This window comes from Pseudarthrobacter sp. Pseusp20 (assembly GCF_059492155.1).
Genome location: NZ_CP168521.1, coordinates 300,173 through 324,318 on the forward strand (window position 1 = coordinate 300,173; position 24,146 = coordinate 324,318).

The window sequence follows — 24,146 nt, forward strand, 5'->3', positions numbered from 1 at the left end:
GGGTGCCGTCAGTAGACGGAGCCCTCAAGCAGTTCCGCCAACCTGGCTGCCGCCCGCTTCAGCTCCGGAACGCCCACCTTCAGCGTGTCCTCGGAGGCGGCCTCCACGGGGCTGGTCAGCGAAATTGATTCCGTCGGCTGTCCTGACCTCCTGGGCAGGGCTACAGCCACCGACAACACTCCTGAAGCGCGCTCGTCGGCTGAATAGGCGTAGTCGGCATCCGCCGCGGGCAGCCGCGACTGCAGCTCCCCGAGCGTGAAGGCCTTGCCTTCATGGCCCGCTCCGATGGCGGCCTCCACGGCCTCCTGCAGTTCCTCCGCAGAGGCCGTTGCCAGCAGGATCTTTCCGGCCGCACCGGATGTCAGGGGCAGCCGCTTGCCCAGCGGGAGGTCATAGCGAAGCGGGGCCTCTCCATCCACCCGGGCCACCAGGATCCGTTCATAACCCAGGCGCGTGTAGAGGGAGGCGGTGAGGCCGGTCTGCGTCGCCAGCTGCTGGAGGACGGGCCGGGAAGAGACCACCAGGGGATCGTTCTCCAGGTAGCTCCTGGCGGCCGGGAGGACGGCAGGGCCGATCCGGTAGGACTTGTCAGTCTGGCTCACCATCCCGAAATCCTGCAGGACCCGAAGGATCCTCAGTGTGGTGGGCAGGCTCATGCCGCAGTTCCGCGCAAGATCGCTGAGCCGCTGCGGGCGTTCCGCCCGCTGCAGTTCCGCGAAGACCTCCAAGGCCCGGGAAAGGGAGCGCATGTTCGAGGACTTGGGGCTGTCCTCCGTCGGGCTGCCTGAAGTGGAAGTCATCGCCATCATTTCATTCTATGTAAGTTTCTTGCGCTTGACAGCCAATGTGTCTGCTGTCACTATTTCTCAGTACGCAATATAGTTTCATTCTGTGAAACGCAATGACGCGCAGTGAAAAGGAAATCCATGACAACGGAGTCAGTCACGACGAAACCCGGAAGTCCCGTACGGGTGGCCCGCAGCGTGCTGGTAGGAATCGGTGCGTTCGCCGCCGTCGGCGTCTATGTCCTGGCCAGCTCGATCGGCCTGGGACTCTGGACCTCCCTGGGCCCGGGCCCGGGCCTGTTCCCCTTCGCCATGGGCGCAGTCCTCGCCGCCATGGCCGTCCTCTGGCTGTTCCAGGAACTCCGCAACCCCAGCGAAACCGCAGCCGGCGTTGACCGGGGCCTGGTGATCGCCGTCGTTGCCAGCCTGGTAATCCTTGCGGCCGTCATGGACCTGCTTGGCTTCCAGCTGAGCATGTTCCTGTTCCTGCTGTACCACCTGAAACTTCGCGGGCGCAGGACCTGGAAGTCCTCGCTGATCATCGCGGTGGCCGGAAGCTTCGGAGCGTTCTATGCCTTCAACTACGGCCTGAACGTCGCGCTGCCGGTGTCCGCCCTTCCCTTCCTTAACGCCATCGGACTCTAGACGTGGATACCCTCAACGAACTGGTCAACGGCTTCGCGGCCGCCATGACCTGGCAGAACCTGCTGTTCGCCTTCCTAGGCTGCCTCCTGGGCACCATCATCGGCGTGCTGCCCGGCATCGGGCCCGTGGCAGGCGTCGCCCTGCTGATCCCGCTCACGCTGAACATGGACGCCACCGGGGCGATCATCATGCTGTGTGCCATCTTCTACGGCACCGCCTACGGGGGAACCATCACCAGCGTGCTGCTCAACACCCCCGGCGAAGCAGCATCAGCCATCACCACCATCGACGGCTACGCCATGACCAAGATGGGCAAGGCCGGCGCCGCGCTGACCATCGCCGCCGTCGGATCCTTCGTTGGCGGAACCATCGCCACCCTCGGCCTGGTGGCGGCAGCCAAGCCGCTGGGAGAACTGGGCCTGCTGGTCGGCCCGCCGGAATTCTTCGCCCTGATGGTGGTGGGCATCTCGCTCCTGGTGGCCCTGGCCGGGAAATCCATGGTCAAGGCCGTCATCTCCGGCGCCCTGGGCCTGCTGATCTCCATGGTGGGCATCGACCCCGTGGCCGGTGCTCCACGCTTCACCTTCGGCATGGACCGGCTCCTGGACGGCGTCAGCTTCGTGGCCGTCATCGTCGGAGTCTTCGGCCTCTCGGAACTCCTGTCCTACCGCAAGGGCGACCAGCCCGCGGCGGTGCACGCCCCCAACCTGCGCTCGCTGCTGCCCACCGCCACGGAGTGGCGGCGCAGCGCCCCGGCGATGGCCCGCGGCACCGGCATCGGCTTCGGCCTGGGGCTCATCCCCGGCATGACCGGGTCTGTGTCCTCGCTGCTGTCCTACGGGGCGGAAAAGAAGTTCTCCCGGCACCGCCACGAACTGGGCAGGGGTGCCATCGAAGGCGTGGCCGGACCCGAAACGGCCAACAATGCCCACGCCAACGCGGCCCTGATTCCGCTGTTCACGCTCGGCATCCCGGCCTCGCCCACCATCGCCGTGCTGATGGGCGCCTTCCTGCAGCAGGGCCTCACACCGGGACCCACCCTCTTCACCGAGAACTCCGAGATCGCCTGGGCCATCATCGCCAGCCTCTTCATCGGCAACCTGATCCTGCTCCTGCTCAACGTCCCGCTCGTGGGGCTCTGGACCTCCATCCTCCGTGTCCCGTCAACAATCCTGACGGCCCTGATCCTGCTCTTCATGGTCATCGGCGCCTACACCATCAACTTCAGCGTCTTCGATGTCTTCGTGATGATCGGCTTCGGGCTCCTGGGCCTCGCCCTCCGCCACCTGGACATCCCGCTGGCGCCCATGGTGCTGACCCTGGTCCTTGGTCCCCTGATGGAGCGGTCCCTCCGTGAGTCGCTGGAGATCTCCCAGGGCGACTTCGGCATCTTCACCAGCCGTCCCATTTCCGCGGTCCTGATCGGCATCGGCCTGCTGATTGTCATCAGCCCGCTGCTCAAGCTCCGCAAGCCCAAGGCTCTTACCGAAGACCCCGAAACCTAAACCCCACCCGGCCCCTGAACCCCGCACACCTTCAAAGGAGAAGACCTATGAAAACCCGCCTCCGCCTCACCGCCGCCCTTGCCGCGGCCTCCCTGATCGGCCTCACCGGCTGCGGCGCCAATGCCGGCGCCACCAACAACAATGCCGCCAGCGACTTCCCGAAAAAGGGCAAGTCCATCGACCTCGTGGTCGCGTTCGGTTCCGGCGGTGCCGTGGACACAGCCGCGCGGCTCATCCAGCCCGTTCTCGAGAAGGAACTCGGAACCAACGTCGAGGTCATCAACAAGCCCGGCGCCGGCGGCCAGATCGGCTACACCCAGCTCACCAGCGCCAAGCCGGACGGCTACACCATCGGCGCCACCGGCTCGCCGTCCGTGGTCGTCTCGCCCCTGGACCCGTCCCGCGGCGCCAAGTACACCCGGGACAGCTTCCAGCCCCTGGGCCGCCAGGTCATCGATCCCACAGTCATCGCCGTCCAGCCGGACAGCCCGTACCAGACGCTGAAGGACCTCCTGGAAGCGGTCAAGGCCAAGCCCAAGTCCATGACCGCCAGCACCACCGGGCTTCAGACCGGCGAGCACTTTGCCCTGGCCCAGATCCAGCAGGCCACGGGTTCCGAGTTCGCCCCGGTCCACTTCTCCGAAGGCGCGTCGCAGGCAACCACCGCGTTCCTCGGAAAGCACGTGGACGTGCTGGTGGCGAACGTCAGCGACGTGAACGACCTCACCAAGCAGGGCAAAGCGCGGGTGCTGGGCGTCATGTCCGCGGAACGCGCACCCTCCCTGCCGGAGATCCCCACCTTCAAGGAATCCGGCTATGACCTGACGGCGGGAACCGCCCGCGGCTACTCCGCCCCGGCCGGCCTGCCCGCTGATGTGGCCAAGAAGCTCGAGGCCGCCATCCAGAAGGCCATCGAGGACCCCACCGTGGTGCAGAAGATGAAGGACCTGGGCCTGCAGACCAGCTACCTCAACGGCGCCGACTACAAGACGTTCTGGGCCGGCCAGGAAGAGGACTTCAAGGAAGTCCTCCCGCTGGTCCAGAAAAAAGACTGACCCCCACTGCCCGGAACGGAAAGACCCATCATGACAACTCCTGCCATTGACGCCATCGGCGCTGATTTCGCACGTCCCAGCAGCGACATCGTGGAAAGGCTCGGCAAGCTTCCCGCGGCCAATATTGGCGACGCCATGGACCGGCTTGGGGTGGCGGACTCCGCCATCCAGGCGGTCTGGCCGGGCGCAAAGCTCGCCGGCCCGGCGTTTACGGTGTGGACCCGCCCCGGAGACAACAAGGGCATCCACGCCGCCCTGCAGCTGGCCCGTCCCGGAGACGTCATTGTGGTGGCAGGGGGCGGCGATGAATCCCGCGCCCTGCTGGGCGAACTGATCGGGGAGCGCGCCATCAACCTTGGTGTAGCGGGATTCGCGCTGGACGGAGCAGCCCGCGACGCCGGGGCGCTGGCAGAGATTGGCATGCCCGTCTTTGCGAGGGCTACTTCGCCGGCGGGCCCCTACAAGGACGGTCCCTTCCGGCTGGGAACCGCCCTCGCGTTCGGCGGCGTCCCCGTCCTGCCCGGCGACGTCATCGTCGGCGACTCGGACGGCGTGGTGGTCATCCCCCGGGAACAGGCTGCCGCCGTCGCCGATGCCGCCGAAGCGGTCTTCGCGGACGAAACCAGCCGCCGCCAGGCCATCGTCGCCGCCCGCAACTGAACCTTCACCAAAGCCAAGAAAGAACAGAGCAAACCATGACAGCGTGCACCGTCATCGGCCTCGGCGAAGCCGGAGCCACCTACGCCGCGGCCCTGACCGCCGCCGGCCACACGGTTACCGGCTTCGATCCGGTGGCCCCCAGTACGCTGCAGGGAGTAACCCGGGCAGCAACAGCCGCCGAAGCATGCACCGGTGCAGACATCGTCCTGGTGATGACCGGCGCTGCCGCGGCCCGCAGCGTGGCACAGGAGTGCCTTCCGGTCCTTGCCAGCGGCAGCGTCTACGCCGACTTCACGTCGTCCTCACCGGCTACCATGCAGGAACTGGGGCAGCTTCCCGGCAAGGCCGCCTTTGCCGATGTCGCCATCCTGGGACCGGTCGCGGCGTTGGGCGAGAAGACACCCCTGATGGTGAGTGGCCCCGGCGCCCAGGCCGTGGCCGACCTGCTGCGGCCGCTGGGAGTTGATGTTGAAATCACCGACGGCGGCCCGGGGGCGGCGATGGCGCACAAACTGCTGCGCAGCGTCCTGATGAAGGGCCTGGCATCTGTGGTGGTGGAAGCTGTGACGGCCGGCCGGGCGGCCGGCCTCGAGGAGTGGATCCGCGCCCAGATCGCCGGTCAGCTGGCCGGCGACGGGCAGGCCGTGATCGACCGGTTCCTGACGGGCACCGCCAAGCACGCCGTGCGCCGCTCCAAGGAGATGCAGGACACCGCAAGCTACCTCTCGGACCTGGGTGTCCCCGCCGAGATGACCAACGCCTCCGCCGCCGCGCTGGCCCGTATGGCGCAGACCTCGGAGCCGGCCTTGCGCTGACCGCGCAGTCAGGCACAATCAGGAACGGGTAATACACGTGACCACAACAACCGGCATCTTGCCGTCAGGAGCAGCATCATGATCGGCATTTGGGCACTCGGCGCCTACCTTGCCGTCATCCTGCTCTGGACCACGGCCTTCAAGCGGAGCGTGGGCGAAGCCATGATCCTTGGCTTCCTGGCCGTCCTTCCCTTCACCGGTGCCGCAGCAGCGGCAATCGGCTGGGACGCCCTGTACTCTGCCATCACCGACGAGATCGTGTACGCCACCATGGCGTTCGTCTTCATGGGCTACCTGCTGGACAAGGCCGGCGTGCTGGACCGGCTGATCGACCTGCTGAACTCCCTGATCGGCGGGGTCAAGGGCGGGCCGGCCTGGGTCTCCACGGTGGCCTCCGCAGGCCTCGGCGGCGTGGTCCACAACCAGGCGGCCATCGCCGCCACGGTGGGCTCGGTGACCATTCCCTGGATGGAGAAGTCCAGGCTGGACAAACCGTCAGCAGCCACGCTGGTGGCGGGGAACGCCGGCATGGGCATCACATTCCCGTTCAGCGCCTCGATGTTCGTCCTGGTCGGTTCCGCCACCGTGGGACCGCTGCTGGACATCAACGCACTGGTCCTGCCCCTGCTGTTCGGCGGACTGTGGTGCTTCCTGCACCGGCTGGTGGTCACTTGGCTGCTGGTCCGCAAGAGCGGGATGACCCCGCTGGACGCCGCGCACCGCCTGTCCGTCCGCTCGGCGTTCGGCCGCGGCTGGGCCACCCTGCTGCTGTTCGTCGTGGTGGCCGTCCCGCTGGTCATCACCACCGGCGCCATCGCCAAGAGCCTGTCGGAGTGGACGGGCGGGGACGTTACCAAGTCGGTCAGCGTCATCGTCTGGATCCCGGTGGTCCTCATCATCACCGGTCTCCTGCTGGGCAGGAAAACGCTGCCCCGCGACGGGCGCGGCTGGTGGGCGCTGCTCCGGGAATCCGCTCCGCGGTTTGGAATCGTGGGCGTCACCGTGGTGTTCGCCTTCGCCGGCGCCAACGCCCTGGCTGCCACCGGCCTGCCCAAGCAGATGACCTCGCTCCTGAACGGGATGAACCTGCCGCTGTGGCTGCTGGCCATCCTGATCGGCCTGATCGTCATCGCGGTGGCGGCCCCGCTGTCCGCCACCGCCACCATGGCCGCCGTGGGGACGGTGGGAGTGGCAACCCTGGTGGCCGCCGGGGTTCCGGCCACCACCGCGGCCGTGGCCGTGCTGGTGTTCTCGTCCTGCGAAGCGGCGGTCCCGCCCGGCGGCGCCCCGCTGTACGTGGCCTGCGGCATCGCTGACGTGGACCCGCTCAAGACCTTTGCCCGCCTGCTGACCCATTACGCCCTGCCGCTGCTGGGCATCGGCGTCCTGATCATCCTCGGCATCCTGCCAATCTAGGAAACATTCCATGAACACCATCCGAAGGGCCATCGAAGTCCTCTTCGTCCTGACGCTCGCCGCACTCCTGGGCGGGGGCATCCTGTTCGTCCTCGGCCAGGCCATTGGCCTGGTTGCGGGGCAGGCCCAGTGGCTCACCCTGCTCAATGACGCCATCAAGACACCCATCTGCATCGCTGCATCCGTCTGCGCCGTTGCCGGGTTCCTGCTCAGCTACAAGCGCCGCCAGCCCCAGGAGCAGCACCAGAAGGCCGGTGCACGGTGAATGCCGCTGAAGGAATATATCCGGATTTTGAAGGTCTGCTGCAAAGGGAGGGCCGCCTGGCCGGCACCTCCTGGGGCCTCTTTCCGCACCAGAGCCGCGGGACGCCGTCGTTCATTACACCCCAAGGTGTGCTGGATGCCCGGCAGTGCATCCGCACCGGAACGGTGTTCGGCCTGGACTACCCGGCTGACGCCTTCGATCCCGGGATGTCCCTCAAGCGCGGCGCCCCGCGGCACACCATCTACTCCTCGCACCCGGCGCACCGGGACGACTACCTGGACGGGTACTACCTTCAGGGGTCAACCCAGATTGACGGGCTCAGGCACCGCCGGGCCGATGATGTCGGTTTCTACAACGGCACCCCGGATGACCGGATCACCGAGGGCACCCCGGACCTCGGCATCCAGGAATGGGCGGAAAACCCGATTACCGGCAGGGGCGTGCTGGTGGACCTCGAGGGTCACCGGGACGAAGCAGGGGAGCCCATCGACCACGCGGGCGGGGAACCACTCACCCTGGACCTGGTGGAGTCCGCCTTGAAGGCCCGGTCCCTCTGCACCCAGCCCGGGGATATCCTCATGCTCCATACAGGCTGGTGCGAATGGTTTCTGGGTCTGTCCGCGGAGGACAAGCAGCGCATCCGCCAAAGCCGGAAGGCCTCAGGCATGGCGCAGTCCCGGGAGTTTGCCGCCTGGGCGTGGGATAACCGCTTTGCCGTCCTCGCCGCCGACAACTTCGCCCTCGAGTGCCTGCCCGCGGTCCCGGACAGCCCCTACCGGCATTCGGCCGCCAACGACAACGGCATGATGCACCAGCAGCTCCTGGCCAAACTCGGCCTGCCACTCGGGGAACTATGGAAGCTGGGACCGCTCGCCCGGCATATGCGCAGCACCGGCAGATGGGACGCCTTCATCACCATTAAGCCGCTGAACATCACCGGGGGCACGGGCTCCCCGGCCAACGCCACCGCCATCACGTGACGTGAGGAAGGGGCGCCGTCGGACGCCCTCCTAGGGAAGCCGCGACGGCCGCAGCAGGCTCGCCCGGCCCGCCTGGGCCGGGTCCAGCGGCACCGGGCTGACCAGCACGGCCGGACCCCGGTGCAGCAATCCGCTGGACAGGGCACGGCAGCGGATGCCGCCGCGGCCCCGCATGGCCGGGTGCGCCCCCGGTGCCAGCATCCCGTTCATCCACGCGCACGGTTGGGCGTGCCGGCCGCCATGGAACGAAACAGCCGAGCCGCCGGACTCCAGCGCAAAGTCCTGCCCCAGCAGGGGAGCCAGCTGCGCTCCGCGGAGCACCACGTTCCGCCGGGTCAACAGGGGATTGAACGGCCCGGCGCCAAGCTCCGCGGCGATGGCCTCAAGGGATTCGACGGCGAACAGGGTCACCGCCGCGTCCATGTGGGCGGCCTTCCCGAAGAACCTGTCGCCCACGATGCCCTTGCCGGCCACCACCTCTGCCGTCTGCGCATCAGTGGTGGGAACGTCCGCCGCGCCGTCCCGGGCGCGTCCGAAATAGGCGTGCGCGGGCGACACCAGCAGGTGCAGGATCTCGACGTCATACCGGTAGGTTTCGGGCATAGGCCCAGCGTAGGCCAGCGTTCAGCCACCCACGTACGTGGCCAGGTGCTGCCCGGTGAGCGTCCCCCGCCCGGCCACCAGCTCGGCCGGCGTGCCCTCGAAGACGATCCTGCCGCCGTCGTGCCCTGCGCCCGGACCGATGTCGATGATCCAGTCAGCATGCGCCATCACGGCCTGGTGGTGCTCGATGACGATAACCGACTTGCCGGAATCCACCAGCCGGTCCAGCAGGCCCAGGAGCTGTTCGACGTCGGCCAGGTGCAGGCCCACCGTTGGCTCGTCCAGGATGTAGGTGTCACCCGTCTCCGCCATCTGCGTGGCCAGCTTGAGCCGCTGGCGCTCGCCGCCGGACAGGGTGGTCAGCGGCTGGCCGAGGGTGATGTAGCCCAGGCCGACGTCCGCCAGGCGTTCGAGGACTTTGTGGGCGGCCGGGGTCTTGGCCTCGCCCCCGGCAAAATAGGCAAGGGCCGCGTCCACGGACATGTCCAGCACATCGGCAATGTTCTGCCCGCCCAGCGTGTATTCGAGGACGGCGGGCTGGAAGCGGCGCCCCTCGCAGTCCTCGCAGGTGGACTCGACCGTGGCCATGACACCCAGCTCGGTGAAGATCACGCCCGCGCCGTTGCAGGTGGGGCAGGCGCCCTCGGAGTTGGAGCTGAACAGCGCCGGCTTCACGCCGTTGGCCTTGGCGAACGCCTTGCGGACGGGCTCCAGCAGCCCGGTGTAGGTGGCCGGGTTGCTGCGCCGGGATCCCTTGATGGCGCCCTGGTCGATCACGATCACGCCCTCGCGCCTGGCCAGTGAGCCGTGGATCAGCGAGCTCTTCCCGGACCCGGCCACGCCCGTCACCACGCACAGCACTCCCAGCGGGACGTCCACGTCCACGCTGCGCAGGTTGTTCGTCGAGGCCCCGCGGACTTCGAGTGCCCCGCTGCGTTCGCGGAACGAATCCTTCAGCCGGGCCCGGTCGTCCAGGTGGCGCCCGGTGATGGTGCCGCTGGAACGCAGCCCGTCGACGTCGCCCTCGTAGACAATCTCGCCGCCGCCGGTGCCGGCCTTGGGGCCGAGGTCGACGACGTGGTCGGCGATGGCGATCATCTCCGGCTTGTGCTCCACCACCAGGACGGTGTTGCCTTTGTCCCGAAGCTGCAGCAGGAGGGTGTTCATCCGCTCGATGTCGTGCGGGTGCAGGCCGATGCTGGGCTCGTCGAAGACGTAGGTGACATCGGTGAGGGAGGAACCCAGGTGGCGGATCATCTTGGTCCGCTGCGCCTCGCCGCCGGAGAGGGTGCCGGCCGGGCGGTCCAAGGAGAGGTAGCCCAGGCCGATTTCGGCAAAGGAATCGAGGAGGTCCCGCAGCCCGATGAGCAGGGGACGGACGGAGGGCTCGTCCAGGTCGCGGATCCACTGCGCCAGGTCGCTGATCTGCATGGTGCAGAGGTCCGCGATGTTCTTGCCGTTGATCCGTGCGTTGAGCACCTCCGGGGTGAGCCGCGTCCCGCCGCAGTCGGGGCAGGTGGCGAACGTGACGGCGCGTTCCACGAACCTCTTCACGTGCGGCTGCATGGCCTCCACGTCCTTGGAGAGCATGGACTTTTGGATTTTGGGGATGATGCCCTCGAACGTGAGGTTGACGCCCTCCACCTTGATCTTGGTGGGCTCGGCGTACAGCATCGTCTCCAGCTGCTTCTTGGTGAACGTGGCGATGGGCTTGTCCATGGGCAGGCCCATGCCTTCGAACAGGCGCCCGTACCAGCCGTCCATGGAGTAGCCGGGGACGGTGAGCGCGCCTTCGGCGAGGGACTTCGACTCGTCGTAGAGGGCGGTCCGGTCAATGTCGCTGATGTTGCCCATGCCCTCACAGCGGGGGCACATGCCGCCCAGGTAGGTGACCTGGCGGACCACGTTCTTTTCCACCCGGCCGCCCTTTTCGGTGCTCATGATGCCGCTGGCCTTGCGGGTGGGAACGTTGAAGGAGAACGCGGTGGGCGGGCCGACGTAGGGTTTGCCCAAACGGCTGAACAGGATGCGCAGCATGGCGTTGGCGTCGGTGGCGGTGCCCACGGTGGAGCGCGGGTTGGCGCCCATCCGTTCCTGGTCCACGATGATGGCGGTGGTCAGTCCCTCCAGCCGGTCCACGTCGGGGCGGGCCAGGCTGGGCATGAAGCCCTGTACGAACGCGCTATAGGTCTCGTTGATCATGCGCTGCGATTCGGCGGCGATGGTGGCGAAAACCAGGGAGCTTTTGCCCGAGCCGGACACACCGGTGAATGCCGTGAGCCGCCGCTTGGGCAGCTCAAGGCTGATGTCCTTGAGGTTGTTCTCCCGCGCCCCCTGGACGCGGATCAGGTCGTGGGTGTCGGCGATATGGGTCCCGGCTTTCGTGGCCACGCCCTCATCGGTGGTGATGTCCGTGCTCAAAATGTCCCCCTTCTCCTGGAGCGGCGCGGAGGGAGGCTGCGCTGGCAGCCTCCCGTCGGCGTCGTCCGTTATATACGTGACTGGTTATATGCCTAGGCCTGCTGGTTGATCCGGACCGTGTTTCCGGCGGGGTCGCGGAATGCGCAGTCGCGGATGCCGTACGGCTGGTCGATGGGCTCCTGGACGACGTCCGCCCCGGTCGCTTCCACCTTGGCGAACGCGGCATCCACGTCCGGGGAGGACAGGACGATGGTGGCGTAGGTGCCTTTGGCCATCATCTCCGTGATGGTGCGGCGCTCGTCGTCGGTGATGCCGGGGTCTACGGCCGGCGGGTGCAGGACGATGGAGACGTCCTTTTGGCCTGCGGGGCCAACGGTGATCCAGCGCATGGTGCCCTTGCCCACGTCGTTGCGGATTTCGAAGCCCAGGGCGTCGCGGTAGAACGCCAGCGAGGCGTCCGGATCGGTAGCGGGAAGGAAGGTTGAGGAAATGTTGATGTCCATGGCAGTCATGCTAGTAACGGCTCGGGGGCGGACGCTTCTCGATTCCTGACCGGTCTGGTGACCTGCTTCGCCACGCAGGCGGGGATGCCCGCCGCCGCGCTTTGCGCCTCCTGCTTGTAGATGCTGGGCGGCATCCCCACCAGTTCGCTGAAGCGGGTGCTGAAGGTTCCCAGCGAGGAACAGCCGACGGCGAAACACACGTCGGTGACGCTGAGGTCACCCATCCGGAGCAACGCCATGGCCCGTTCGATGCGGCGGGTCATGAGGTAGCTGTAGGGGGATTCGCCGTAGGCGAGTTTGAACCGCCGGCTGAAATGGCCCGCGGACATATGGACGTCCCTGGCGAGGGATTCGACGTCGAGCGGCTGGGCGTACTCCCGGTCCATGCGGTCCTTGACGCGCCTCAACTGGGTGAGCTCGCGGAGGTAGGGATCGGAAGCGGGACTGGTGGTCACAGCTCTGATCGTGCTACGCGGGAGGGGTCTTGTCCACCCTTCGGGCGGTGGGGAATTCGGCGTCAAAGTGACGCTCGGCAGCGGGGTATGATTGTGCCGCTGCCAGCGCATGAGGTCCTCGCCCGAACAGGGCTCGAGGCAACGCAGAGCTGGCGAAACCAAACCCTGAATCACCATCTTCAGCCCTGCCCGGATACTGCGCAGGCACCACTTTGGAAGGACACCATGGAACTGCTGTGGGAAATTGCCGGCTGGGCAGGCGCTGTTGCGATTCTCAGTGCTTACCTTGCGGTTTCCATGGGCTGGCTGAAGGCAGGCAAGGGTTTCCAGACGGCCAACCTGTTCGGATCCGTTGCCTTCATCATCAACGGGACGCTGCACGGGGCATGGCCGTCCGTGGTTACCAATGTGGCGTGGTTCCTGATCTCTGCCGTTGCGCTGGTCCGCATGCGTTCCGAAAACCCAGCTGCTGCCGTCGAGCCGGCGCAGGTTCAGTATCCCGGTGTCCCCGACACCACCGGCCAGATGGCGGTTGTTGAGGCCTTGACCGGTTCCATGCCCGTTGTGGCTTCCAGGCCTGTTGGGGGTTCCGCCCCGGTTGGAGCGGACGGGCCGCGCCTGGCGTTGTAGGGTTCGACGGCGGCCCGCGCGTGGGGGCGGCGGTTACAGCAAAGGGTGTGGCTGGTTTGTCAGATTTCCGGCCCGCCCGGTTGCCCGTTCCACGATTTCCTGGGCGATCGCGTGCACCTTGCGGTTCGTATCCTGGCTCAGCTGGCTCATGAGGTCGTAGGCCTTGTCGGCGTCAATGCCGGTGCGCCCCATGAGGATGCCTTTGGCCTGCTCAATGACTGCCCGGCTGCGGGCTGAGGCGGCGACCGCCTCGGTAGCCAGTTGGTGCCGGTCGGTATGAATGGATGTGGTGAGGTCCACCACCACGCCCCAGACGCCAACAGGGGTGTCCCCGTCCAGGATGTAGTCCGCCGAGTAGAGCAGTTTGTGTTGACGGTCCTTGCGGTCCCGGATGGAAACGTAGATCGATGATGGGCCGCCAGCGGCTGAGACGTGGTCCCAATACGCCTGGACCCGGGGCCGGTCTGCCGGCTCGATGTGGGCCATGGCCATGTCCATGGAGGGGACAACCTCGCCGCGCTCATACCCGTAGATCCGGTACAACCCGTCCGACCAGCGGAAGATGCCGTCCGCGAAGTAGTACTCGACCAGTCCGGTGGGACAGTCGAGAAAGACATCATTCGGGATATCGACGGATCCAAGTCCTGGAAAGCTGCTGCTGGAAGTCACTGAAGGGCCATTCGACGTGCTGTGTCCCGGCTACCCCCGGCCTGGACGTGAAAGCAACAGAATATAGCAGCGGCCCCACCCCGCGGATCCCGCACGCATGAGTGCGGGATCCGGGGGGCGTGGGCGGGACGGCGCCGGTTGTTACCTGGCGTCCTCTACGAGCACCAGGTCGCGGCCATTCGTTTCCGGGGTGAAGAACGTGGTGGCGAACGAGATTGCCGCCAGGACCAGCGAGTAGACCGCCGGGACCAGCCAGGAGTGGTTGGTCACTGCCAGCAGTGCCACGCCGATCATCGGGGCGAAGCCGCCGGCAAGTACGGCGGACAGTTCGCGGCTGAGGGCCACGCCGGTGAAGCGGTGCTGGGAGCCGAAGAGTTCCGGCAGCAGGGCGCACTGCGGGCCCAGCATGGCCTGCACGCCGAGGGCGATGCCCATCACCATGACCACCCACACCAGGGTGACATTGCCCAGTGTGACCAGGTAAAAGGCCGGCAAGGCGATAACGGCCTGGAAGAGTGCACCGTAGCGGTAGACGGGAACCCGGCCGAAACGGTCGGACAGGGCGCCGAAGGCAACAACCATTACCGCGGCGAAGCCCGCGGCAATCAACAGGCCTGTGGGGCCGATGAACTTGTCGCCGGCGAAGACACCTGCAGGCATGCTGATGAAGGACACCAGGAGCGCGGAATAGATGGACGAGTTGCCGTTTTCCCCCATCCGCAGGCCGATACCTATCAGCACGTTTTTCTTGGAATGCTTCCAGATCTGGCCCACAGGGTTTTTGGCCACGGCCTTGTGCTTCTCGAGTTCCTGGAAGACCGGCGTCTCTTTGAGCCGAAGCCTGATAAAGACGGCAATCGCAATCAGGACGACGCTTGCCAGGAACGGTACGCGCCACAGCCAGGCCTGCAGGACTGCCTTGTCCGCCAGCGCCATCAGGGCAAATGTCCCGGCGCCCAGGAGGGTGCCCAGCTGGATGCCGACGAACGGCAGTGACGCGAAGAAACCACGACGGCGGCGCGGAGCCACCTCCGAAATAAGGGTCGTGGCGCCTGCCTGCTCGGCGCCGGCGCCAAGGCCCTGCAGGATACGCAGGGCCACCAGGAGTACCGCACCGAGCATTCCGGCCTGTTCAAAGGTGGGCAGGAGGCCGATGGCGCAGCTGGACAGGCCCATCAGGCCGATGGTCAGGATCAGCACCATCTTCCGGCCAAAGCGGTCACCAATGTAGCCGAACACCACGCCACCGAAGGGCCGGGCGGCGAAGCCGACGCCGTAGGTGGCGAAGGAGGCGATGACGGCTCCGCTCTCACCCAGCGGTGCGAAGAAGAGCGGGCCGAAGATCAGGGCCGAGGCAAGGCCGTAGATGTAGAAGTCGTAGTACTCCAGGGCGGAGCCCACGGAGCTGGCAAGAGTTGCCCTTCGCAGCTGGTCCGGATCGACGACGGCGCCGTCCGCGATGGCCTGCGGTGATTTAGTACGAGTTGTCACGAGAACTCCCTCTAACACACTCCAGGCCCCCGTTGGCCTGGTGGGATAGCGACAACGTCCATTGCGTCGATCACTATGCTGAACACGATACAGCAAGTTGAACAACTGGCAATAGTCTCTGGCTGTTATATGTCGCAGAAGGCCGCCGCCGCTTGGCGTTCAGCCCATCGGGTTGCCCAGCGAGTGGGCCAGTTCCTGCAGTTCCTTGACTATCTGGGAGCCCTGTTCCGGCGTGTAGGTGGCTTTGAGGGCCGTGACGGACAGGCCCAGGCTGGGGCCGTGCGCGCCCCGCGTGGGAACGGCAACGGCCAGGCAGACCACGCCGGTGGTGGATTCTTCGTCCTCGAAGGCAAAGCCCTGCTCGCGGATTTCCCGCAGCTGCGCCTTCAGCTCCGCCCCTGTTCGTAAGGACTTTGGCGTGAGGACGGGCAGTTCTGCGTCATCGGGGAACATCTCCTCGATGTCGTGCACATTCAACCGGGCGATCAGCGCCTTCCCCACTGCGCAGAGGGATACGGGCATCTTGTCGCCGATATTGGAGGTGAGCCGCACGGCCGGGTGGCCCTCGTACCGGGCAAGGTAAATGACGTTTGTTCCGTCCAGCATGGCGATCCGGACCGTCTCGCGGGAAAGGACGGAGGCCTGTTCGCAGTAACGGTAAAACTCCTGGACTTCGTCCATGCGGCCCAGGTAGGCGGCACCCAGTTCCACCAGCTTGCGGCCAAGGGTGAACTCCGAGCCCTGCCTGCTGATCAGGCGCGCCTCCTCCAGGGCCAGCAGGAGATTGGAGGTGGATGACTTGGGAATTCCCACTTCGCGCGAGAGATCGCTGAGCGTCAGCCGCCCGGTTGCCGAGGCGGCCAGGGCATCCAGGACGGCCGCGGCGCGGGTGACTGCGGGCGCCGGGGAGGCGGTTCCCGATTTTTCGGATGACGCAGGAATGGGGGAATCGGCCATGATTCTCCTTGGGTTTGCCGGGGCGGGCTTCGCTGTTGTTCAGTCCTCTGAACGTTATCCATCTTAACGTCCTGCGACGCCCGCTGACGCCGGCCGGCTCAGGCCACGCGGTTGCTCAGGGTTCCGATGCCCTCCACCGTGATGTCCACACGGTCCCCGGGCTCGACGGGAACCACTGTGGCGGGCGCTCCGGTCATCACCACGTCGCCGGGTTCCAAGGTCAGCCATGAAGTGACATAGATGAGGCAGTCCACCACCGAGGAGGGGAGGTTGAAGGTCCCGGAAGTGGCCTTTGCGGCCCCATTGACGTAGACGTCGATGGCCACCCTTTCGGGATCCGGGAGTCCGGTTTCTATCCAAGGGCCCAGGGGTGTGTAGTTGACGCCGGCCTTGCCCTGGAAGTTCCGCTCGTCCACCGCGTTCTGATCCACGTTGGTGACGTCGTTGACGCAGGTGTAGCCGAAGACGTGCTCCAGGGCGTTTTCCGCGGTCAGGTTGGCGGCGGTCCTGCCCATCACGACGGCGAGTTCACCCTCGGCATTGACCGTGCCTTGTCCACGGACCGCGGTGATGGCATCGCCCGGCCCGGCGATGGTGTGGACGGACTTGTGCCACGCCTGGATGGGCAGGGGATGGTCATTCAAAGTGCGGTTATGGCCAATGCCCAGGACGACGGCGGGCCTCACCGGGGCGAGGAATATTGCCTCGTTGTGGGTGGTGGCACCGCCGGTGTAGCGGAGGCTTTCCTCAAACGGGTCGACGATGTGGTCCCAGCCGCTGTCGCTCTCAACGGCGTACTGCGGACCAGCTGCTGTATCTAGTCTTGCGATGCGCACCGGTTCTCCGCCCCGTCCTAGTAGAAGTGGACCGTGTCCACGAGGTGGGGGAGATCCCCGCCGTCGAGGAAGGTGCGCAGGTTGCTGCAGAAGCGCTCGGTGATGAGTCGGTTCTCGGCTGCGCTGAGGGCCGAGGTGTGGGGCGAAACCATGACCCGGGGATGGTTCCATAGCGGGCTGTCCTGCGGCAGCGGCTCCACGGCGAAAACATCCAGGCAGGCGTAGCCCACCTGGCCGTTGTCCAGTGCCTCCAGCAGGGCGTCCTCGTCCACCACGGTGCCGCGGCCTACGTTAACGAACGTCGTGCCGGGCTTCATGGCGGCGAACAGTTGGCGGTTGAACAGCTTCTCCGTGTAGGCAGTGCCGGGCAGGGTGTTGACGACGGCGTCTGCCGTGGCCAGGAGGGCAGGAAGGCCGGCGTTGTCCACAACCTGATCGATCCCGTCGATGGGCTCTACGGACCGTTTGGTACCGCTGACCTTCATGCCCAGCGCCCGGGCGATCCGGGCCGTTTCCAATCCGATTTCCCCCAGGCCGCTGACCACGAGGTTGGAGCCGTTGACGAGCCGGGTGGGGACGCGAAGGGTGGGCCAGGCCTTCGCCGCCTGGTCCTGGGCAAGTTCGGAACTCCGCTTGAAGCCGTTCAGGATTCCCATCGCAGCGAATTCCGCGAGGGGCAGGGCGTGCACTCCGGCGGAGGTGGTGATCCTGAATTTCTGCAGGACGTCCTGGCCGAGGCCGGACGCCTTCACCGCTCCGCCCGCTCCCGCCGCCATGGCATGGATCCATTGCAGTCCGGGATTGTCGCGGGCGATGCGGGCAAGCCCGGCTGGGCTTTCGTTGGGGAAGCCGTAGAGCACTTCGGCCCGGTTGAGCATGGCCCAGTAGCGCTCCTCCTGCTCGTCGGTGCGTTTGAAGGCGGGATCGCCGGCGTGGTCGGCTGGATAGCGTTCCGGGGGCAGGAGGTCGGGCTCATAAAGGACGGTAATCGAGGGATCAACGGCGCGGATCTGGTCCACAAGCTCTGCTTCGAGCGGGACGGCGATGGCTACGGTCGTACGGGAAGTCATCTGTTCACTATAATGGATAACGTCCTGTAGGCTGAACTTTGCAAGGCTTCTGTGAAGCTTGCGAGCCCTGACAGGCGCCCTGGTAGTTGGGCACCGAACTAACTGGTTCCCGGCTGGGACACACCTTGGCTGCGTGTCAGGTTGGGATCTATAGAGGTTGGATTAGCACGCCAGGAAAACGGGTTTCGGACTTCAACCTGACGTAGCTCCCACACCTGGCTGACGTCAGGTTGGGGTGTACCCAATCGGGTCGGCTTCGAAGTAGACCGATCGCCCTCTTTGCGTTGGGCGCTGTTGCTGAAAGGGGTCTTGGGACTGGCGATGCGGTGCCGGCCCTGTCAGGTGGGCGAGAGGCGTGCGAGAACCGCATCCAGACCTTGGCCCACAGCGGTGAAGGTACCTTTCGAGGTGAGGTGCTTTGCGAATTGTTCATTGAGGCCTCCTTCTGTCGTGTGCGCATGAGCCAGGGCACGGAAGTCGACGTCCGGCGTGTCCATTTCCTCGGACAGGTCGCTGAACGTGGCGGCGACGTACCGACGGGCATCTGTGCCGGCCACTCCACGCGCAGTGAGCCAGTCGGCGATGGCCCCAAGGTAGTGGAAGTAGGCTTCTACAGTCGCCGATGCCGCAGAAACTGCTTCGTATGCGAGCTCATCGGCGAGTTCCAATCGTCCGCCGAGTCTGTCGTAGAGGTCGCGGGCAGCTTCCGTAGAGGGGAAGATCGGTGTAACGCTCGATCGTGTGGCTACGGCTGGCGCGGGGATGCTTCGTGCGATGTCTCTGACCGGGAAGACCAGGTTTTGCAGGACGGTCCGATGCACCCCGGCCACGGCACTGACGACTTCCTGGGTTTCTCGAAATGCCAATTGCCCGAGCACTTCCTCTGCCTGGTGCGGTAGTACGCACAAAACGACCACGTCGCTCTGGTCGATGACCTCTTGGTTGGTTGAAGCAATCGTGACTGTTTGGAAGCGTGCGGCAAGATCACTGGAACGCGCCTGGCTGCGCGGTGACAGCACTACCTGTGGGGGTTCTCCGACGTCTTCACATAGGCCCGTGACGATCGCGGAGGCAATGGACCCGACGCCGATTATTCCGAAGACCGTCATGAGGAGGTCCTTTCAAGAGGAGAAGCTAATTGCAGGATCAGGGCGTGGCATTGCTTGGGTCCCGTGGTACCCATGCCGGTTATGCCTGCTACCTTGCGGGCTTCATAGCAGCGCGTATTTGGGCTGCAACCCGTTCTCCTTCGGAATACGCCCCATGGGTGCCAGCGGTCTCCGAGGTATAGTCACCGGCGAAGTGCAGCCATCCAACGGGGTGCTGGAGTTCGGGAAGGGCAGATGCCCGTTCCGGGCTGAGCAGGGCGAAACAGTGCTGCCAGGTTTGGGCGTGCACGCCGAGCACCCGGCCGCGAAGCTCGGGAGCCACCGTGTACACGTCCTCCATCCAGTCCGTGATGTTTTGCTCGTTGTCGGCAAACCCGGGCAGGTAGCCTGACGAATTTCCATAGCAGGTCAACTGGAGTATGTTCGCCTTGCGTGTCTCCTCGGTTCCGCCGGGAACAGGGTTGATGATGGCGTCAAAGGCCATGCCGACCGTCACAATGAAAGCCCAGTCCCTGAGCTCGGGCAGCCCTTCAATGTCGGCGACGATGTTGAGGGTTGTGCTGCCTGGACTTGCTACCTTTTGCAGCGCTGCCGTCTTCCAGCTTGGCAGGCTCTTGACGATGTCGGGAACCACCGGGGCGGGGACGGCCAGCACGACGTGCTTGGCCGTGAGCTTCTGCAGGCCTTCCTCACGGGTCACGGTGACCTCGTAGAGCTGTTGTTCGAGCGGGACCACGTTCGTGACGTGGGTGTTGCAGCGCAGTGTGTGGTTGGGAAGGTGTTTGAGCAGTGCCCGGGGTATGGTTTGCATGCCTGCCGGCGCGAACAGGCGGTTGTTCTTCTCTCGTGCGAGGTAGCTGGCAAAGTAGCGGAGCGCGTACTTCGCGGAGAGGTTGGCGGGATCACCTACTGCGCCGCCGCGGACGGCTGTGGTGATGATTTCCTGTATGGCGGGCTGCAGGCCGATCAGGCGTTCAGCTACGGTCTCTTCCGATAGCTTGCCCAGTTCACCGACAGGTGTCGCGTCAGCTACGTAGTCCTGGTATTCCGTGAGGGACGCATCGATGAAGTTGAGAAGCTCTGTTTTTTCGGACTCGCTGATATTGAGGCCGGCTACAACGTCTTCATTGGTTTTGGCCACAACGGTCTTGCCGTTGACGTGGATTCCGTAGGTTTCCGGGAGGAACGGAACGGCATCGATTCCCAGCTCATTGACGAGCTCTTCGGTTTTGGTGTCTTTGTAGACAAACATGGCTCCGGAATTGGCTGCGGTTCCGGCGAGGGGGACTGTGTGTGCCCTGCCGCCGATGTCGTCGCTGGACTCAAGGATGAGGACGTCCAGGCCAGTGTCCCGCAGATGGTACGCGGTGCTGAGTCCCGCCGCGCCGCCTCCGACAATGATCACGTCATGCAATATGGGCTCCTGATGAAATTCAGACTCTGGACTCGTGAATGCTTTTCGGCAAGCGCTGGTTCAGTCCGCGTCGTATGTATTGGCGATGTAGACGTCGCAGGGGGCGTTGTGGGCCACGCTGTTGGCCACGCTTCCGAGGACCCGTCCGATGCCCTGCATGCGGCGGTTGCCCACCACGATCATGCGTGCCTCTTTGCCGGTCGCTTCCCTGATGATGGCATCGGCTGGGCTGCCGTGCGCTGCGGAAGAGGTGATGTTGATGTCCCCGCCCAGGGTGTCAGCGACTGCCCGGGCGACGTGTTCGGCCTTGTCTGCGTCCGATACGAGCCATTTGTTGCTGCCGCTGCCGAACACCTGCGAGCGTTCGCTGTCGAAGGCCGAGACCACATGAAGGGTTGCTCCCAGCGCCGATGCCAGGTCCCTTGCGGCCTCTGCTGCCTTTCTGGCCGTTGGGCTGCCGTCAACCCCCACAACGATGGTTCCGCTCATGCGCATGCTCCTTTGCTTGCTTTGCTTTCAGACTCTGATGTACGGCGCCAACAGGGACGCCGCATAGGGCGGCGCCGGAGAAGACATATATTCCGGCGCCGCCCTGTGCAAGACGTGTCGGTTAGAGCTCGCTGGGTGCCCCCGGCTCACCGACAGAGGGGTCGATGCCGTACTTCTCGAGGATCTTCTTGATCGTTCCGTCTTCACGGAGCTTCTTGATGTCCTCGTCCAGCGCTTTGCCGAGAGTGTCGTTGTCCAGGCTGGAGGGCAGCATGACCTGGCCGACCGAGGCGAACTGGGGGACGCGCGGGTTGGGCTTGACGGGAATCACCTGCGCGCCCTCGATAGGGGCGTCCTTGAACCGGTACTTGGCGGATGCGGCGGATGCGACGAGGGCGTCGATGCGGCCGGCTTTCAGGTCGGAGTAGATGGATTCGTCGTCCTGGTAAATCTTGAACTTGTCGCCAAGCCACTTCGACATGCTGTCGTTCCAGAGGTTGCCGGCGACCGAGCCCACGACTTTGCCCTCCAGATCATCGCTGGTTAGGCCCTTGGTGGAGACGATGGCCTGCGGGTCGCTCCACAGCGGGGTGCTCAGGTAGACGATCTTGGTGCGTTCCTTGGTGCGCAGCCAGTTTCCCGATCCGATGTCCACGCGCTTGGCCTGCACGGACGGGATGACTGCTCCCGCACCGCCGGAAGTACTGACGGTGAGCTTGAGGCATTCGAGCTTCGCAATCTCATTGATCAGGTCGCCTTCCATGCCGGTGACGTTGTCGCCCTGCAGGATGGTGGCGGGTGCGTAGTCATAGCTCGCCACGGTCAGCTCGCCCTGGTTGATGGTTTTAAGGTCTGTGTGGGCAGCCTTGCAGTCGCTTGAGCTGCTGGCAGTGTTGGTGCCGCCGCAGGCGGAGAGGCTGATGGCGAGCAAACCGGCGGCGGTGCCGGCCGAAAGCGCGCGCACGAGAGTACGGGACATGGTTTCTCTTTCTTGTTGAGCTGGTGGGGTGAATCCCCGGGGATGGATGGAAAGGTTTAGTTGCGTTGCAGGTGCCGTCCGAGGCGCTGTTCCAGGATCCGGACGAGGCCGAGGAAGACGAGGGTGAGGGATCCATAGATGACTGCGGTGAGGGTGTAGACGCTCAGGTACTGGAAGGTAATGGATCCGATTTCGAAGGCTTTGGACATCAATTCGGGTACGGCGATCACGAAGGCCAGTGCGCTGCCCTGGAAGATCAGGACAGCGAGTCCGGCCAGTGGCGGGGTGGAGATCCTCAGTGCCTGGGGCAGGATGATGAGCCGGAATCCTGTCCAGCCGCGGAGCCCTGAGGTCAGTGCCGCTTCCCGTTGTCCCAGGGGTACCGCCGCGATCCCGGCCCTGAAGTACTCCGAGGCGTAAGCGCCGGTGTTCCAGCTCAGCGCTATGACCGCTGTGGTGAACGACGTCAGGGTAATGCCGGCGTCGGGGAGGCTGAAATACATCAGGTACAACAGCACCAGGGCCGGAAGGCCGCGACCGATCTCCACGAAGAAGAATGAGATCCACTGCAGGGGCGCGATTTTCGCGGCGGCCATGACAGCAAACAGCAGGCCGAGCGGGAAGCCGAAGAGCAGCGACAGCCCGGTCAACTGGAGGCTGATCATGAGGCCCGGAGTGAGGGCGGGCATCCAAGCGAGCCATTGGGTGAAGATGTCCATCACGCCACTCCGATCTTCCTGCGTAGCGTGAGGTCGACCCGCCGGGAGATGAGGGCGACGATGAGGCTGATGACGATGTACAGGGCACCGGCGACGACGAATGACAGCAGGCCTTCATGCGTCTGCTTGGCGCTTTGCTGCGCGTAGTAGGTGATCTCACGCACGCCGATAGTGGAGGCCAGGGCAGAGTCCTTCAGCAGCCCGATCCCATAGGTGGCGATCGCGGGCAGCGCGACCCGGAACGCCTGCGGTGTGATGATATGCCCCACCGTGGTGACCGAGCTCAGGCCGAGCGCGTGGGCCGCCTCTCGTTGACCGTCCGGGATGCTCAGCAGTCCCGAGCGGTAAATCTCCGCCATGAACGCCGAGGCGATGACTGAGAACCCGATAATTGCGGCTTGGATGGTGGTCAGCCTCAGTGCGAACTGGGGCAAGCCGAAGTAGATCAAGAACAACCAGGTGATCGGCGGGATGACCCTGACGATGTTGATGTACAGAGTGGCGACAGCCCGAACGGGGGCGATGGGTGAACGGGCAGCGCCGACGAGCACCAGGCCGCCGATGCCGCCGAACAGCAGCGACGCGCCGGTGACGTAGAGGGTGAGCCCTACACCCTGAACAATCGAGGACAGAAGTTGCATGATCATCGCCGGCTCACCTGTCCAGCACAGCTTTGAGGAACTGCCGCGTGCGTTCGTTCTGCGGGTCAGACATCACTTGGTGGCTGGGTCCGATCTCCAGCACCCCGCCGTTGCCCATGACCATGATGCGGTTTGAGACGTCCCGGGCGAAGTGCATCTCGTGCGTGACCACAAGCATGGTCATGCCCTCGTCGGCCAGGTCACGCATTACGGCGAGGACTTCCAGGCCGATCTCGGGATCAAGCGCGGACGTCGGCTCGTCAAAGAGCATCACCTTCGGGGACAACGCCAGGGCCCGCGCGATCGCGATGCGCTGCTGCTGGCCTCCGGAAAGTCGGGCAGGATAGGCCTTGGCCTTCTCGGGAAGACCCACCCGCTTCAGCAGCCGGTTGGCGACCTCTTCGGCCTGCTCCTTGCTTGAGCCCAGCACCTTGCGCTGGGGGAGCGTGATGTTCTCCATGACGGTGAGGTGCGGGAACAGGTTGAAGCTTTGGAAGACCATTCCGGTGACCCGGCGAAGGTGATCAAGGCTCGCCTTGTCCGGCAGCTTCCCGCCGGCCACGACGTGGGCCCCGCCGATGGAGATCTCGCCCTCGGTGGGGGTCTCCAGGTAGTTCAGGCAGCGCAGGAAGGTGCTCTTGCCAGCCCCTGAGGGGCCGATGATGGAGACAACTTCACCTTCGTTCATCGTCAGATTCACATCCGACAACACGCGGCTAGCCCCGTAACTCTTGCCGAGTCCGGAGACCACGACGCCTCCAGAGAGCGCGAGCCGGGGAGCTTTCGTGCCAAAGCTTAAGCCCATCTTCGTTTCCTTCAAGTAGCGGACGCCTTGACCCTGAGAGTCGGTCCAAGCTGGGTTTTCAGGGGAGCGTGACTTGCTGATCGCCGGTAACAGTGCTTGCCGGCTTGTGGTCTAAGTCACTGTAGCCAGCCCGCTGCGCCCTGTCTAGATCTGTGATCACATTTCTTTTGCCAGAGAGGCGCCCCCGGTCCTGCACACGCCCGCCTGCCACCACGATCCCAATCCTTGG

Annotated in this window: 25 protein-coding genes and 1 pseudogene; 9 read left to right on the forward strand and 17 right to left on the reverse strand. The window is 65.1% G+C overall.

Going from position 1 to position 24,146, the window contains the following annotated elements; genetic code table 11:
- Window positions 1-8 precede the first annotated feature (8 nt).
- Complete coding sequence (locus ACEN9K_RS01470; protein ID WP_488316008.1) at window positions 9-806, reverse strand: IclR family transcriptional regulator; 798 nt, start codon at window positions 804-806, stop codon at window positions 9-11.
- 120 nt (window positions 807-926) lie between these two features.
- On the opposite strand from ACEN9K_RS01470, the gene ACEN9K_RS01475 reads away from it, so the two are divergent.
- The 8 genes from ACEN9K_RS01475 to ACEN9K_RS01510 all read left to right on the forward strand — a co-directional run bounded on the left by ACEN9K_RS01475 (window position 927) and on the right by ACEN9K_RS01510 (window position 8,126).
- Window positions 927-1,430 carry a tripartite tricarboxylate transporter TctB family protein gene (locus ACEN9K_RS01475; RefSeq protein WP_018770366.1) on the forward strand — a complete coding sequence of 168 codons (504 nt, stop codon included), beginning with the start codon at window positions 927-929 and terminating at the stop codon, window positions 1,428-1,430.
- A gap of 2 nt (window positions 1,431-1,432) precedes the next feature.
- Window positions 1,433-2,935 (forward strand): tripartite tricarboxylate transporter permease, encoded by a 1,503-nt coding sequence (locus tag ACEN9K_RS01480; protein ID WP_018770365.1) that lies wholly within the window; start codon window positions 1,433-1,435, stop codon window positions 2,933-2,935.
- A gap of 47 nt (window positions 2,936-2,982) precedes the next feature.
- A complete protein-coding gene (locus tag ACEN9K_RS01485) occupies window positions 2,983-3,990 on the forward strand; it encodes a tripartite tricarboxylate transporter substrate binding protein (protein WP_134164818.1) in 1,008 nt (335 codons plus the stop codon).
- 30 nt (window positions 3,991-4,020) lie between these two features.
- Window positions 4,021-4,650: an RraA family protein gene (locus ACEN9K_RS01490; protein WP_018770363.1), complete on the forward strand. Its 630-nt coding sequence runs from the start codon at window positions 4,021-4,023 to the stop codon at window positions 4,648-4,650.
- Between the two features lie 35 nt (window positions 4,651-4,685).
- A complete protein-coding gene (locus tag ACEN9K_RS01495; RefSeq protein ID WP_495635060.1) occupies window positions 4,686-5,465 on the forward strand; it encodes an NAD(P)-dependent oxidoreductase in 780 nt (259 codons plus the stop codon).
- Window positions 5,466-5,543: 78 nt separating this feature from the next.
- Complete coding sequence (locus ACEN9K_RS01500) at window positions 5,544-6,881, forward strand: TRAP transporter large permease subunit (protein WP_223993224.1); 1,338 nt, start codon at window positions 5,544-5,546, stop codon at window positions 6,879-6,881.
- Window positions 6,882-6,891: 10 nt separating this feature from the next.
- Window positions 6,892-7,146: a hypothetical protein gene (locus ACEN9K_RS01505; RefSeq protein WP_224084184.1), complete on the forward strand. Its 255-nt coding sequence runs from the start codon at window positions 6,892-6,894 to the stop codon at window positions 7,144-7,146.
- Window positions 7,143-8,126, forward strand: a complete 984-nt coding sequence (locus ACEN9K_RS01510) for a cyclase family protein (RefSeq protein WP_495635061.1) — start codon at window positions 7,143-7,145, stop codon at window positions 8,124-8,126. Before ACEN9K_RS01505 ends, ACEN9K_RS01510 begins: the two co-directional genes overlap by 4 nt.
- Window positions 8,127-8,156: 30 nt before the next feature.
- Here the strand turns inward: ACEN9K_RS01510 and ACEN9K_RS01515 are convergent, their stop codons facing one another.
- The 4 genes from ACEN9K_RS01515 to ACEN9K_RS01530 form a co-directional block, all read right to left on the reverse strand.
- Window positions 8,157-8,729: an MOSC domain-containing protein gene (locus ACEN9K_RS01515; protein ID WP_056389528.1), complete on the reverse strand. Its 573-nt coding sequence runs from the start codon at window positions 8,727-8,729 to the stop codon at window positions 8,157-8,159.
- A gap of 21 nt (window positions 8,730-8,750) precedes the next feature.
- Complete coding sequence (locus tag ACEN9K_RS01520) at window positions 8,751-11,150, reverse strand: ATP-binding cassette domain-containing protein (RefSeq protein ID WP_495635062.1); 2,400 nt, start codon at window positions 11,148-11,150, stop codon at window positions 8,751-8,753.
- Between the two features lie 92 nt (window positions 11,151-11,242).
- Complete coding sequence (locus tag ACEN9K_RS01525) at window positions 11,243-11,662, reverse strand: VOC family protein (protein WP_018770356.1); 420 nt, start codon at window positions 11,660-11,662, stop codon at window positions 11,243-11,245.
- Complete coding sequence (locus tag ACEN9K_RS01530) at window positions 11,659-12,108, reverse strand: helix-turn-helix transcriptional regulator (protein ID WP_495635063.1); 450 nt, start codon at window positions 12,106-12,108, stop codon at window positions 11,659-11,661. The genes ACEN9K_RS01525 and ACEN9K_RS01530 overlap by 4 nt, the downstream gene beginning before the upstream one ends.
- 225 nt (window positions 12,109-12,333) lie before the next feature.
- On the opposite strand from ACEN9K_RS01530, the gene ACEN9K_RS01535 reads away from it, so the two are divergent.
- Window positions 12,334-12,738 carry a CBU_0592 family membrane protein gene (locus ACEN9K_RS01535; RefSeq protein WP_018770354.1) on the forward strand — a complete coding sequence of 135 codons (405 nt, stop codon included), beginning with the start codon at window positions 12,334-12,336 and terminating at the stop codon, window positions 12,736-12,738.
- Between the two features lie 33 nt (window positions 12,739-12,771).
- On the opposite strand, the gene ACEN9K_RS01540 is transcribed toward ACEN9K_RS01535, so the two are convergent.
- The 12 genes and pseudogenes from ACEN9K_RS01540 to ACEN9K_RS01595 form a co-directional block, all read right to left on the reverse strand.
- Window positions 12,772-13,407, reverse strand: coding sequence for a PAS and ANTAR domain-containing protein (locus tag ACEN9K_RS01540; protein ID WP_018770353.1), 636 nt, complete (start codon window positions 13,405-13,407; stop codon window positions 12,772-12,774).
- Between the two features lie 141 nt (window positions 13,408-13,548).
- Window positions 13,549-14,898: an MFS transporter gene (locus ACEN9K_RS01545; RefSeq protein WP_056389514.1), complete on the reverse strand. Its 1,350-nt coding sequence runs from the start codon at window positions 14,896-14,898 to the stop codon at window positions 13,549-13,551.
- A 159-nt stretch (window positions 14,899-15,057) separates the two neighbouring features.
- A complete protein-coding gene (locus tag ACEN9K_RS01550; RefSeq protein ID WP_018770351.1) occupies window positions 15,058-15,855 on the reverse strand; it encodes an IclR family transcriptional regulator in 798 nt (265 codons plus the stop codon).
- A gap of 98 nt (window positions 15,856-15,953) precedes the next feature.
- A complete protein-coding gene (locus ACEN9K_RS01555) occupies window positions 15,954-16,691 on the reverse strand; it encodes a fumarylacetoacetate hydrolase family protein (RefSeq protein WP_018770350.1) in 738 nt (245 codons plus the stop codon).
- Between the two features lie 17 nt (window positions 16,692-16,708).
- Entirely contained in the window at window positions 16,709-17,761 is a 1,053-nt protein-coding gene (locus tag ACEN9K_RS01560; protein WP_495635064.1) for a D-2-hydroxyacid dehydrogenase, read from the reverse strand.
- Between the two features lie 338 nt (window positions 17,762-18,099).
- Complete coding sequence (locus ACEN9K_RS01565) at window positions 18,100-18,870, reverse strand: NAD(P)-binding domain-containing protein (RefSeq protein WP_495635065.1); 771 nt, start codon at window positions 18,868-18,870, stop codon at window positions 18,100-18,102.
- 88 nt (window positions 18,871-18,958) lie between these two features.
- Window positions 18,959-20,290 (reverse strand): annotated as a pseudogene (locus ACEN9K_RS01570) (flavin monoamine oxidase family protein); the annotation flags it as partial.
- 54 nt (window positions 20,291-20,344) lie between these two features.
- Window positions 20,345-20,773, reverse strand: a complete 429-nt coding sequence (locus ACEN9K_RS01575) for a universal stress protein (protein WP_495635066.1) — start codon at window positions 20,771-20,773, stop codon at window positions 20,345-20,347.
- A 121-nt stretch (window positions 20,774-20,894) separates the two neighbouring features.
- Complete coding sequence (locus ACEN9K_RS01580) at window positions 20,895-21,752, reverse strand: substrate-binding periplasmic protein (RefSeq protein WP_495635067.1); 858 nt, start codon at window positions 21,750-21,752, stop codon at window positions 20,895-20,897.
- Between the two features lie 56 nt (window positions 21,753-21,808).
- Window positions 21,809-22,471 (reverse strand): amino acid ABC transporter permease, encoded by a 663-nt coding sequence (locus tag ACEN9K_RS01585; RefSeq protein ID WP_285249501.1) that lies wholly within the window; start codon window positions 22,469-22,471, stop codon window positions 21,809-21,811.
- Window positions 22,471-23,118: an amino acid ABC transporter permease gene (locus tag ACEN9K_RS01590; protein WP_495635068.1), complete on the reverse strand. Its 648-nt coding sequence runs from the start codon at window positions 23,116-23,118 to the stop codon at window positions 22,471-22,473. Before ACEN9K_RS01590 ends, ACEN9K_RS01585 begins: the two co-directional genes overlap by 1 nt.
- A 7-nt stretch (window positions 23,119-23,125) precedes the next feature.
- A complete protein-coding gene (locus ACEN9K_RS01595; RefSeq protein ID WP_285249499.1) occupies window positions 23,126-23,917 on the reverse strand; it encodes an amino acid ABC transporter ATP-binding protein in 792 nt (263 codons plus the stop codon).
- Between the last annotated feature and the right edge of the window lie 229 nt (window positions 23,918-24,146).